The organism is Streptomyces sp. NPDC025273, assembly GCF_040638585.1.
GTDB classification, from domain to species: Bacteria; Actinomycetota; Actinomycetes; order Streptomycetales; family Streptomycetaceae; genus Streptomyces; species Streptomyces cinereorectus.
Window position 1 is genome coordinate 38,813 of record NZ_JBEZYP010000015.1, and the last position, 11,884, is coordinate 50,696.

An 11,884-nucleotide genomic window follows, 5' to 3' on the forward strand; every position below is an offset into this window, starting at 1 on the left:
CCTCACCCCGTGAAGGCCTCGCCGACCGCCTCGTACTCGCGCGTCCACCACACCGCCAGGGCCGACACCGCAGGGAACTGCGGGTCGGCCCTGCGGTCGTGCAGGCGGTAGCGCCAGCGCAGTATCCAGAAGTCGTTGAGCCGCTCCCACCACACCCGGTGCACCGCGGCGGCCAGCTCGGCCGCCCCCGCGCCGGCCGACCGCCGGTAGGCGCGGGCGTACGCCCGCACCTTCTCCAGCGCCAGTTCCCCGTCCGGCCGGACGAAGAAGATCGCGGCGGCCCGCACCGCCTCCTCCGCCCGCGGCTGCACGCCGAGCCGGTCCCAGTCCACGATCGCGACCGGGTCCGCGCCCCGGTAGAGCAGGTTCAGCGGATGGAAGTCGCCGTGCACCCACCCCCGCGCGGGCTCCCCGGGCGTCGGCGGGCGCCGGTGCGCGTGCTGTTCCAGCAAGGCACGGCGCTCGACGAGGCGGTGCACGGCGAGCTCGTCGAACGCGTCCCGTGGACCCATGCCGCGCGCGGACGCCAGCAGGTCGTCGATCAGGGCGAACGTGTCGGCGGGATCGGGGCTCTGACCCCGTACGGGAGGCGGCGGGTCCGCCTCCATGACCTGCTCCAGTCCTGTGTGTACGGCTCCGAGGAGCGCCCCGAGCCGTCGCGATTCGGCGGTCGTGAGCTGGGCGCCGTCGCGGTGGAGGCCGTCCACCCAGGGGTGCAGGGCGTAGCACCCCCCGCCGATCACCGTGACCGTGTCACCCTCCGTGTCCGCGAGGGGCGGGGCCACCGGCACGCCGAGGGTGTGCAGCTGCTGGGTGGCGCGGTGCTGCCGGACGATGGTGTCGTGGTCCCCGCTGGCGTCGTCCAGGTGGTGCTTGTCGAGGTGGTGCTTGAGGAAGTACGAGCCACGGGTCGTGGATACCCGGTAACCGTGGTTGAGCAGGCCCTTGGTGAGGGGCTCGCAGGCGAGAGGTTCACCGGCACCCGGATAGCGGCGCAGGACCTCGCCGACCGGAGGAACAGGTGAAAAGGTCACAGATGAGCGCAGCACTCGCCACATGTTAGGTGACGCTGTGTGGCTGGTTTTACTGACTTGCTTCGAAAGTCGAAGTGTGCATATGGATCACGTGCGGCTCGAGCCGGAGGAATACCGGGTCGAAGGGTTCACCGTTCACCTCGGACGGGCCGGTGCCGAAGAGTTCCCGTCGGCCGGAGTCGGGGTGCACGATCTCGGCGAGGCCGGTGACCTGCACCGCCCAGGGGTCCTCGTCCTCGAAGCCGTCGGGTGCGGTGACCGCGGGGGAGCCGAAGTTATCCGCCCCGTACGCGACGACGCTTCCGTCGCAGGACTCGTGACAGCCGAGCCCGCGGTGCGTCCGCAGGACGATCCGGCCCTCGATCACCAGGTGACGGGCCACGGCCAGGAAGGGCAGGGCCCGCATGCTGGTGGCCAGCCGGCCGTAGCGGACGCGGCCGAGGAGCTCGATGGCGCGGAGTTCGTCGGAGGGGCGGGGAAAGGGCATGCGCTCCACTCTCCGGCACCTGTCAGGAGCCCCGGAAGGGTCCGCCGACCGTCAGGACGGGGACGAAGGTCCCGGGTGTCCGCAGCGGCGGGACCAGCCCGCGCGGCTCGGTGTGTCCCGGCCCTGAACCGGACCGCGCCGCTCGGCGCGTCTCTGCCCGGAACCGTCCGCGCCGCTAGCGCTTTTCCGCCTGCAGCCGGGCCACGTACGCCGCCGCCTGCGAGCGCCGCTCCATGCCCAGCTTGGCGAGCAGGCTGGAGACGTAGTTCTTGATGGTCTTCTCGGCGAGGTGCAGCCGCTCGCCGATCACCCGGTTCGTCAGCCCCTCGCCGATCAGGTCGAGGATCCTGCGCTCCTGGTCGGTCAGGCCGGCGAGCCGGTCGTCGCCCTTTCCGTCCTTCCCCTCACGGAGCCGTTCCAGCACGCGCGCGGTGGCCACCGGATCCAGCAGGGACTTCCCGGCCGCCACGTCCCGTACGGCATTGAGCAGCTCGCTGCCGCGGATCGCCTTCAGTACGTATCCGGACGCGCCCGCCATGATCGCGTCGAAGAGGGCCTCGTCATCGGCGTACGAGGTGAGCATCAGGCATCTGATGTTCTCGTCCTTCGAGCGGACCTCGCGGCAGACCTCCACCCCGCTCCCGTCGGGCAGCCGCACGTCGAGGACGGCCACATCCGGCCGTGTCGCCGGGATCCGCACGAGCGCGTCCGCCGCCGTACCGGCCTCGCCGACGACCTCGATGTCCTCCTCGACGGAGAGCAGCTCATGAACGCCGCGCCGGACGACTTCATGGTCATCGAGCAGGAATACGGTGATTTTTCCTTCTTCGCGCACAATCGCAGTCTCACATACTCCTTTCCTGTCTGCCCTTCCCTGGCGCTGCCGCCCGGGATAACGTGCCGTTGTTCCGGCGGCCTGCGAGGCCGTTGCCAGTGCTGTGACCAGCAGAAGTTCGCGGTTATTGCGATTTACTTGGAAATCCAAGCAAAATTGCAGGTCACAAGGTGTTTCGCAGTTATGCGATGCACTGGGTAACGTGCCTATGACAGGGCGTTCGCCGGGGCACCTGTCACGCCTGTTCCCGGCCGAGCGGCACCCACCCCGTGCACGGGTCCGGACACAGGCGAGCCGCACTGGTTCCCGGCCATCCCGGGGGCCGGACCGACGGAGGAGCACGCACGTGACCGTGGAGAGCACTGCAGCGCGCAAACCGCGACGCAGCAGTAAGCGGACCAGCGCCGCGAAGACGCCACAGAGTTCCGAGCCGCAGCTGGTTCAGCTGCTGACGCCGGAGGGCGAGCGCGTCGAGCACCCGGACTACCAGATCGACCTGAGCGGTGACGAGCTGCGCGGTCTCTACCGGGACATGGTTCTGACCCGCCGCTTCGACGCCGAGGCCACCGCGCTCCAGCGCCAGGGCGAGCTGGGCCTGTGGGCCTCGCTGCTGGGTCAGGAGGCCGCGCAGATCGGCTCCGGCCGGGCGCTGCGCGACGACGACTACGTCTTCCCGACCTACCGGGAGCACGGCGTGGCCTGGTGCCGGGGGGTGGACCCGACCAATCTGCTCGGGATGTTCCGCGGCGTGAACCACGGCGGCTGGGACCCCACCACGAACAACTTCCACCTGTACACGATCGTCATCGGCTCGCAGACCCTGCACGCCACCGGCTACGCCATGGGCGTCGCCAAGGACGGTGCGGACTCGGCCGTGATCGCGTACTTCGGTGACGGAGCCTCCAGCCAGGGCGACGTCGCGGAGGCCTTCACCTTCTCCGCCGTCTACAACGCGCCCGTCGTGTTCTTCTGCCAGAACAACCAGTGGGCCATCTCCGAGCCGACGGAGAAGCAGATGCGAGTGCCGCTCTACCAGCGCGCACAGGGCTTCGGCTTCCCTGGTGTCCGGGTCGACGGCAACGACGTACTGGCGTGCCTGGCCGTCACCAGGTCGGCGCTGGAGCGTGCCCGCCGGGGCGAGGGGCCGACCCTCGTCGAGGCGTTCACCTACCGCATGGGTGCCCACACCACCTCCGACGACCCGACCAAGTACCGGGCGGACGAGGAGCGTGCGGCATGGGAGGCCAAGGACCCGATCCTGCGGCTGCGTGCGTACCTCGAGAAGCAGGGCCTCGCCGACGCGGCGTACTTCACCGCGCTGGAGGAGGAGAGCGAGACCCTCGGCAAGCGGGTCCGTGAAGCGGTGCGGGCCATGCCCGACCCGGACCGGCTGGCGATCTTCGACCACGCCTACGCCGACGGCAGCCCGCTCGTCGACGAGGAGCGCGCCCAGTTCGCCGCCTACCAGGCATCGTTCGCCGAGGAGGGCAACTAGCCATGGCCATGGAAAAGATGTCCCTTGCGAAAGCGCTCAACGAGTCGCTGCGCAAGGCTCTCGACACCGACCCCAAGGTCCTCATCATGGGTGAGGACGTCGGCAAGCTCGGCGGGGTCTTCCGGATCACGGACGGGCTGCAGAAGGACTTCGGCGAGGACCGGGTCATCGACACCCCGCTCGCCGAGTCCGGCATCGTCGGGACGGCCATCGGCCTGGCCCTGCGCGGCTACCGCCCGGTGGTCGAGATCCAGTTCGACGGATTCGTCTTCCCCGCGTACGACCAGATCGTCACGCAGCTCGCCAAGATGCACGCCCGCGCCCTCGGCAAGATCAAGCTGCCGGTCGTCGTCCGCATCCCGTACGGCGGCGGCATCGGGGCCGTGGAGCACCACAGCGAGTCGCCCGAGGCGCTCTTCGCGCACGTGGCGGGCCTGAAGGTCGTCTCGCCCTCGAACGCGAGCGACGCGTACTGGATGATGCAGCAGGCCGTGCAGAGCGACGACCCGGTCATCTTCTTCGAGCCGAAGCGGCGCTACTGGGACAAGGGGGAGCTCGACACCGAGTCCATCCCCGGGCCCCTGCACAAGGCCGCCGTGGCCCGCGAGGGCTCCGACCTCACGCTCGTCGCGTACGGCCCGATGGTGAAGGTCTGCCTGGAGGCGGCCGCGGCCGCGCAGGAGGAGGGCAAGTCGCTGGAGGTCCTGGACCTGCGGTCGATGTCCCCGATCGACTTCGACACCGTACAGACGTCCGTCGAGAAGACCGGCCGGCTCGTGGTGGTCCACGAGGCGCCGGTGTTCTACGGCTCCGGGGCGGAGATCGCCGCCCGGATCACCGAACGCTGCTTCTACCACCTCGAAGCACCGGTGCTGAGGGTCGGCGGCTACCACGTTCCGTATCCGCCGGCCCGGCTCGAGGACGAGTACCTGCCGGGTCTCGACCGGGTGCTCGACGCCGTCGACCGCTCGCTGGCGTACTGAGGAGAGGTTCGTGACGACGATGACCGAAACGTCTGCTCGCTTCCGTGAGTTCAAGATGCCCGACGTGGGTGAAGGACTGACCGAGGCCGAGATCCTCAAGTGGTTCGTCCAGCCCGGCGACACCGTCACCGACGGCCAGGTCGTGTGCGAGGTCGAGACGGCCAAGGCCGCGGTGGAGCTGCCGATCCCGTTCGACGGGGTGGTGCACGAGCTGCGCTTCCCCGAGGGGACGACCGTCGACGTCGGCGAGGTGATCATCGCGGTGGACGTGGCGCCCGGCAGCGGTGACGCCCCGGCCGCGGAGTCCGCCCCGGCAGTCGTGCGGCAGCCCGTGGCGCCGGCGGAGCCGGAGGCACCGAAGGGCCGGCAGCCGGTGCTGGTCGGCTACGGCGTGGCCGAGAGCTCCACCAAGCGCCGCGCCCGCAAGGGCGTCGAGGTCCCGGGTCCGGCCGCCGCCGCGATCCAGGCCGAGATCAACGGCCACGGCGCGGTGGTGCCGGAGAGCCGGCCGCTCGCCAAGCCGCCGGTACGCAAGCTCGCGAAGGACCTGGGTATCGACCTCGCCACGGTCACCCCGACCGGCGAGGGCGGCATCATCACCCGCGAGGACGTCCACGCGGCGGCCGCTCCCGTTGCCGCCGAGGTCCCCGCGCCGCCCGCACCCGCCGCCGTCCAGGCTCCGGCCGTGCCCGTGGAGGCCGCCGCGGGCCTCCGGGAGACGCGCATCCCGATCAAGGGCGTACGCAGGGCCATGGCGCAGGCCATGGTCGGCAGTGCCTTCACGGCGCCGCACGTCACCGAGTTCGTGACCGTCGACGTGACGCGCACGATGAAGCTGGTGGCGGAGCTCAAGGAAGACAAGGACATGGCGGGAGTCCGGATCAACCCGCTCCTGATCATCGCCAAGGCGCTCCTCGTCGCGATCAGGCGCAACCCGGAGATCAACGCCGCCTGGGACGAGGCCGCCCAGGAGATCGTGCGGAAGCACTACGTCAACCTGGGTATCGCCGCGGCCACCCCGCGCGGTCTGATCGTGCCGAACATCAAGGACGCGCACGACAAGACGCTTCCCCAGCTGGCCGCGGCCCTGGGCGAGCTGGTCTCCACGGCGCGCGAGGGCAGGACGTCCCCCGCGGCCATGGCGGGCGGCACGGTGACCATCACGAACGTGGGTGTCTTCGGCGTCGACACGGGTACGCCGATCCTCAACTCGGGCGAGTCCGCGATCCTCGCGGTCGGGGCGATCAAGCTCCAGCCGTGGGTCCACAAGGGCAAGGTGAAGCCCCGCCAGGTGACCACGCTCGCCCTGTCGTTCGACCACCGGCTGGTCGACGGCGAGCTCGGCTCCAAGGTGCTCGCGGACGTCGCCGCGATCCTGGAACAGCCGAAGCGGCTGATCACCTGGGCCTAGCGGCCTGCCGCACACGAGGGAGGGGCCTGCCGCATCCTGCGGCAGGCCCCTCCTCGCGTACCCGGTCGTGCGTGTGCCCGGGGCTACTTCTTGAAGCCGTAGTCCATGAGCTTCTTCGCGTCCGTGGTACGGGTCGTCGAGGAGGTCGAGGTGAGGACCGTGCCGATGACCGTCTTGCCGTTGCGGGTTGCGGCGAAGACCAGGCAGTACTTGGCCATCGGGCCGGAACCGGTCTTCACACCGATCGCCCCGCTGTAGCTGCCGAGCAGGGCGTTGGTGTTGGTCCACGACATGTAGCGGTAGCCGCCGCTCTTCGTCGTGACCTTCTGCTTCGTCGACTTCGTCTTCACGATCGCGCGGAACGTGGAGCTCTTCATCGCACTGCTGGCGATCTTCGTCAGGTCACGCGGCGTGGAGTAGTTCGAGCCGCTGCTGATGCCGTCGAACGAGTCGAAGTGGGTGTTCTGCAGACCGAGGCTCTTCGCGCTGGCGTTCATCTTGCCGATGAAGGACTTCACCCGGGCCGCGCGGGTGGTGCCGGAGCCGAACTTGTCTGCCAGGGCGTACGCCGCGTCGCACCCGGACGGCAGCATGAGCCCGTACAGGAGCTGACGGACCGTGACCTTGTCGCCGACGATCAGCCGCGCCGACGAGGCGGTGTTGGCGACGATGTAGTCGCTGTACGCCTTCTGGATCGTGACCTTGGAGTCCAGATTCAGATTCGTCTGGGCCAGCACCACCTTGGCCGTCATTATCTTGGTGGTGGAGCCGGTGGAGCGACGGATGTCCGCGGCTTTGCTGTAGAGCGCCTTCCCGGTGCCGTTGTTCATCACGAAACCGCCCTTGGCGGTGATCGTGGGCGTCGGCAGTGTCGCTGCCTGCGCTGTCGAGGCGAACGCGCTGCCCGCGAGGACGGCACCCGCGGTGAGGGCCACGGTGGCGGCAACGGTCGCGCGGTTTATGCCCTTAAGACCGATTTTCAAGTCAAACGCTCCAAATACCCCTGAATTGCGGCCACATGAAGGTGCCGCTCGGTGGTGAGACTCATGAGGCGGGCGAATGGATGTGCTGCCGCACGGGTGATTTCGGGAGCGAGGGCTACGGGCGGGGGAAGCCGGTGTCCGGCCGCGGGGCTGCGCGCGGACCGCGGTGCTCGGGGCGCTCGGTGTCCCGCATCGTGGAACCGTCCCGTGATGCGTGCATGTTGTATCTATGCTGTGCGCATGCCTGCCGCACCCCCTGTTCCCGTCGAGCCCGCCAAGACCTCCGTCAAGCAGCCCCCCGCCGCCGAACGCGTCTACACCCACATCAAGGAGGCGGTCCTCGACCGCCGGTACGAGGGCGGCACGCTCCTCACCGAGGGCGACCTGGCGGAAGCCGTCGGCGTGTCCAGGACGCCGGTGCGGGAGGCGCTGCTGCGGCTGGAGGCCGAAGGGCTGATCAGGCTGTACCCGAAGAAGGGCGCCCTGGTCCTCGCCGTCTCCGCGCAGGAGATCGCCGACGTCGTGGAGACCCGGCTGCTCGTCGAGGAGTTCGCCGCGCGCAAGGCCGTCCCCGCCCCGGCGCGGCTGATCGCCCGGCTCGAGCAGCTCCTGGAGGAACAGCGGCAGCTGGCGCAGGCCGGTGACCTGGCCGCCGTCGCCGTCAAGGACCGCTGTTTCCACGCCGAGATCGTGAAGAACGCGGGCAACGAGATCCTCTCCCGCCTCTACGACCAGCTCCGCGACCGCCAGCTGCGGATGGGCGTCGCCGTGATGGAGGCGCACCCCGGCAGGATCGCCGCCAACATCACCGAGCACGGTGAGCTGCTGGACGCCATCAGGGCGGGCGACCCCGAAGGCGCCGCACAGGTCGTACGGCGCCACGTCGGCCGGGTCAAGGTCCTGGTCAGGGGTGAGGACCGGTGACGTCCGCCGCCCCCACCCTCGCCCTGCCCGGAGACCCGCCCGGCGGCAGGCGCGCCGCCTGGATCTGGGGCATCGGGGTCGCCGTCTACTTCGTCGCCATCATCTTCCGTACGAGCCTGGGCGTCGCCGGCCTGGACGCCGCGGACCGGTTCGGCGTCAACGCCTCGGCCCTGTCGACCTTCTCCATCCTGCAGTTGCTCGTCTACGCCGGCATGCAGATTCCCGTCGGTCTGATGGTCGACCGGCTCGGGACCAAGAAGGTCCTCACCATCGGGGCGGTGCTGTTCACCGTGGGCCAGCTGGGCTTTGCCCTCTCCCCCTCGTACGGCATGGCGCTCGCCTCCCGTGCCCTGCTCGGCTGCGGCGACGCGATGACGTTCATCAGCGTGCTGAGGCTCGGCGCCCGCTGGTTCCCGGCCCGGCGCGGGCCGCTGATCGGGCAGGTCGCCGCGCTCTTCGGCATGGCGGGCAACCTCGTCTCGACCCTCTTCATCGCCCGCGCGCTGCACGGATTCGGCTGGACCACGACCTTCGCGGGCAGTGCGCTGGCGGGAGTGGCGGTGCTGGTACCGCTGCTGTTCTTCCTGAAGGACCACCCGGAGGGGCACGAGCCACCGCCGTCCGAGCACGCGGGCTCCGCGTACGTGCGCAAGCAGATCGCCGCCGCGTGGCGCGAGCCGGGCACCCGGATCGGCATGTGGGTGCACTTCACCACGCAGTTCCCCGCCATGGTGTTCCTGCTGCTGTGGGGCATGCCCTTCCTGGTGGAGGCCCAGGGGCTGAGCAGGGGCACCGCCGGTGAACTGCTCACCCTGGTGGTGCTCTCCAACATGGTGGTCGGGCTCGTCTACGGGCAGGTCATCGCCCGGCATCACGCGGCACGCGCGCCGCTGGCCCTCGGTACGGTCGCGGTGACCGCACTGCTCTGGGCGGCCACGATTCTCCACCCCGGCGAGCACGCCCCGATGTGGCTGCTGGTCACCCTGTGCGTGGTGCTCGGCTCCTGCGGGCCCGCGTCGATGATCGGCTTCGACTTCGCACGGCCCGCCAACCCGCCGGAGCGCCAGGGGACGGCGTCGGGGATCGTCAACATGGGCGGTTTCGTCGCCTCGATGACCACACTGTTCGCGGTCGGTGTCCTGCTGGACGCGACCGGTGACGACTACCGCATCGCGTTCGCCTCGGTCTTCGTCCTGGAGGCGCTCGGGGTCGTGCAGATCCTGCGGTTGCACGCCAGTGCCACACACCGGGAACGCGACCATCACGTCGTCAGCCGGGTGGAGGCGTTGCACGTTCCCGCCTGACCGTGTCCGGCGGCGCGCCCGCCCCGGTCCGCGTACGGACGGGCGCCGCCGATCACCTCGCTACGGCGTCACGGCGAAGTGCCGCAGGATCGTCGCCGCCAGGTCCTGGTCGCCCTCGACCTTGATCCGGTCCTCCACCGCGTGCGGCCGCACCCGGCCGCAGGCCAGGCGGTAGTACGTCTCCCAGTCCATCGCCAGCGTCACCGCGGGGCCGAGCGAGGGCGCACCGTCGACCGAACCGCGCCCTTCTCCGTCCACCCGGATCGTGCGCAGGAACTCCAGGGGGCCGTGCACATCGAGGACCACCGCCGAATTCGGCGGCGCGCCCGCGTCCTTGGCGACCACCTTCGGCAGCCCGGCCAGCAGTGTGTCCCGGGCGACCAGGGCGCCGGGGGAGTCGAGGTTGCCCGGCAGGCCCAGCGTCGTGCGCAGGTCCTGCTCGTGCACCCAGACGTCGAAGGCCCGCATGTGCAGTGCCAGTTCCAGTGTCTGCTCGGCGCCCAGCGGCGCCCGGACCATGGTCTCGGGGGCGCGCGACTCGTTGCGCAGCTGGCGCATGCGCCGGATGAGCGTGTACTCCAGCTCCGAGGTCATCTCCGGCGCCGTGTGGTGGCGCCGTACGTCGACCTGCATCTCCATGTAGCGCTGGTAGTCGTTCTGCACGTGGTACAGGTCGCGCGGCAGCGTGTGGATCGGGCGCGGATCGCCGAGCTGTTCGCACTCCATGCCGATGACGTGCGACACGATGTCGCGCACCGACCAGCCCGGGCAGGGCGTGCGGCGGTTCCACTCCCCCTCGGCGAGCGGCTTGACCAGCTCGGCTATCGACTCGACGGAGTGGGTCCAGGCATCGGCATAGGTCTGGAGGCTGGGATGGACGGTCACGGGACCCCTCGTGCGGTTCTGCGGTGCATGGGCTGGAGAGCAGGGAGTACTGGCGGGCTGGCCGGCACTGACGGCGCTGTCGGCGGCTGCGTGGGAGGTTCGCTCGCTAAGTTACGCTGCGAGCAGGCACCCCGGCAGTGCTTTCGTGTGACGATCGTAGGCCCGTGTTGACGTCTCTCATGCCAGGACGGTGGTAGTGTGCACGCCTCCCTCATCCAGATCGCAGTAAATCCGGACGAATCTGCCAATTCCCGTAGGGAGCGCGCGGCTTCACTGGTCGTGGCGCAGCGGGGTGCGGACCTGGTGGTCCTTCCCGAGCTCTGGCCGGTCGGTGCCTTCGCCTACACCGCGTTCGCCGACGAGGCCGAACCGCTGCGGGGGCCCACGCACGACGTGATGGCGAAGGCCGCGGCCGAGGCCGGGGTCTGGCTGCACGCGGGGTCCTTCGTGGAGCGCACCGAGGACGGCACCCTCTACAACACCTCGCTCGTCTTCACACCCGAGGGTGAGCGGGCCGCCGCGTACCGCAAGATCCACCGCTTCGGCTTCGACAAGGGCGAGGCGGTGATGATGGGCGCCGGCGAGGAGCTCGTCACCGTCGCGCTGCCGCGGACGACTCTGGGCCTCGCCACCTGCTACGACCTGCGCTTCCCCGAGATGTTCCGAGGTCTTGTCGACGCGGGGGCCGAGACGCTGGTCGTCGCGGCCGGCTGGCCGGAGCGCCGCCGCTCGCACTGGACACTGCTGGCGCGGGCCCGCGCCGTCGAGAACCAGGCGTACGTCCTGGCCGTCGGCACCGCGGGCACGCACGGCGGGGTGGAGCAGGCCGGGCGCAGCATCGCCGTCGATCCGTGGGGCGAGGTGCTGGCGGAGGCAGGCGCGGGCGAAGAGGTGCTCACGGTGGAGTTCGACCCGGCGAGGACCGCCACCACGCGGGAGCAGTTTCCCGCCCTCAAGGACCGCCGCCTGGGCCTCGCCCCGCCACGCTGAACCTGTTTCACGTGAAACAGGGGCCGGCCCGGCTCAGTCCTCCTCCTCCTCCTCCTTCTCCTTGTCGGCGAGGGCGATCACGCACACCGCCACCGCGACGAGCAGCGGTACGTCGGCGTCCTCCCGCACGATGTCGATGCCGTACGTGTCGCGGACGGTGAGCCACCGCCGGGAGACCTGCGCGAGCAGTTCGCCGTCGTAGTCCACGGCGAACTCACGGTCCAGGATCTTGCCGCTGACGTCGAGCCCGGTGCCGTCCACCAGGGTCACCCGGTAGTGGTTGCGCAGCAGCGAGAGCCGCTTCCGCCTGACCGTGGCGAGCTCCTCGCCGTCGCGCTGGACGACCATCGTGTCGCGCAGACTGATCAGCTTCCGGCGGATTCCCACCAGCACCCGGCCGTCGGTGCCCTTCAGCTCGAACGTATCGCGGAGCCGCAGTGCCTTGCCGTCGACGAGGAAGATCTTGCGTCCGTCCGCGTCCTCGATCCAGTAGTCGTCGCCGACGGCGAACAGGCGCTCACGTACGAGAAGTCTCATGCCTCACAGGTTCCCC

The 11,884-nt window shown here is 70.0% G+C and carries 12 protein-coding genes; 6 read left to right on the plus strand and 6 right to left on the minus strand.

The features are described from left to right. Positions 1-2: 2 nt before the first annotated feature. The 3 genes from AB0F38_RS23340 to AB0F38_RS23350 all read right to left on the minus strand — a co-directional run bounded on the left by AB0F38_RS23340 (position 3) and on the right by AB0F38_RS23350 (position 2,356). Positions 3-1,058 (minus strand): phosphotransferase, encoded by a 1,056-nt coding sequence (locus AB0F38_RS23340; RefSeq protein ID WP_361896590.1) that lies wholly within the window; start codon positions 1,056-1,058, stop codon positions 3-5. A gap of 25 nt (positions 1,059-1,083) precedes the next feature. Beyond that, a complete protein-coding gene (locus AB0F38_RS23345; protein WP_361896593.1) occupies positions 1,084-1,521 on the minus strand; it encodes a pyridoxamine 5'-phosphate oxidase family protein in 438 nt (145 codons plus the stop codon). Positions 1,522-1,696: 175 nt separating this feature from the next. Then, entirely contained in the window at positions 1,697-2,356 is a 660-nt protein-coding gene (locus AB0F38_RS23350; protein WP_361896596.1) for a response regulator transcription factor, read from the minus strand. Positions 2,357-2,702: 346 nt separating this feature from the next. Between AB0F38_RS23350 and pdhA the strand changes: the two genes are divergently transcribed. The 3 genes from pdhA to AB0F38_RS23365 are packed head-to-tail and all read left to right on the plus strand — an operon-like array spanning position 2,703 to position 6,245. Beyond that, positions 2,703-3,851 carry a pyruvate dehydrogenase (acetyl-transferring) E1 component subunit alpha gene (pdhA, locus tag AB0F38_RS23355; RefSeq protein WP_361896599.1) on the plus strand — a complete coding sequence of 383 codons (1,149 nt, stop codon included), beginning with the start codon at positions 2,703-2,705 and terminating at the stop codon, positions 3,849-3,851. A 2-nt stretch (positions 3,852-3,853) separates the two neighbouring features. Further along, on the plus strand, positions 3,854-4,834 hold the full coding sequence (locus AB0F38_RS23360) for an alpha-ketoacid dehydrogenase subunit beta (protein WP_361896601.1): 981 nt from the start codon (positions 3,854-3,856) through the stop codon (positions 4,832-4,834). A gap of 10 nt (positions 4,835-4,844) precedes the next feature. Then, positions 4,845-6,245 carry a dihydrolipoamide acetyltransferase family protein gene (locus AB0F38_RS23365; RefSeq protein WP_361896604.1) on the plus strand — a complete coding sequence of 467 codons (1,401 nt, stop codon included), beginning with the start codon at positions 4,845-4,847 and terminating at the stop codon, positions 6,243-6,245. A gap of 83 nt (positions 6,246-6,328) precedes the next feature. Here the strand turns inward: AB0F38_RS23365 and AB0F38_RS23370 are convergent, their stop codons facing one another. Next, complete coding sequence (locus AB0F38_RS23370) at positions 6,329-7,228, minus strand: D-alanyl-D-alanine carboxypeptidase (RefSeq protein ID WP_361896607.1); 900 nt, start codon at positions 7,226-7,228, stop codon at positions 6,329-6,331. Positions 7,229-7,468: 240 nt separating this feature from the next. On the opposite strand from AB0F38_RS23370, the gene AB0F38_RS23375 reads away from it, so the two are divergent. Beyond that, positions 7,469-8,152 (plus strand): GntR family transcriptional regulator, encoded by a 684-nt coding sequence (locus AB0F38_RS23375; RefSeq protein ID WP_361896610.1) that lies wholly within the window; start codon positions 7,469-7,471, stop codon positions 8,150-8,152. Continuing rightward, on the plus strand, positions 8,149-9,456 hold the full coding sequence (locus AB0F38_RS23380; protein ID WP_361896613.1) for an MFS transporter: 1,308 nt from the start codon (positions 8,149-8,151) through the stop codon (positions 9,454-9,456). The genes AB0F38_RS23375 and AB0F38_RS23380 overlap by 4 nt, the downstream gene beginning before the upstream one ends. 60 nt (positions 9,457-9,516) lie before the next feature. Here the strand turns inward: AB0F38_RS23380 and AB0F38_RS23385 are convergent, their stop codons facing one another. Next, positions 9,517-10,341, minus strand: a complete 825-nt coding sequence (locus AB0F38_RS23385; protein ID WP_361896616.1) for a maleylpyruvate isomerase family mycothiol-dependent enzyme — start codon at positions 10,339-10,341, stop codon at positions 9,517-9,519. A 198-nt stretch (positions 10,342-10,539) separates the two neighbouring features. Here AB0F38_RS23385 and AB0F38_RS23390 point away from each other — a divergent pair, with 198 nt between their 5' ends. After that, positions 10,540-11,331 (plus strand): carbon-nitrogen family hydrolase, encoded by a 792-nt coding sequence (locus tag AB0F38_RS23390; RefSeq protein WP_361896619.1) that lies wholly within the window; start codon positions 10,540-10,542, stop codon positions 11,329-11,331. 33 nt (positions 11,332-11,364) lie between these two features. On the opposite strand, the gene AB0F38_RS23395 is transcribed toward AB0F38_RS23390, so the two are convergent. Next, a complete protein-coding gene (locus AB0F38_RS23395) occupies positions 11,365-11,868 on the minus strand; it encodes an LURP-one-related family protein (protein ID WP_361896622.1) in 504 nt (167 codons plus the stop codon). Positions 11,869-11,884 lie beyond the last annotated feature (16 nt).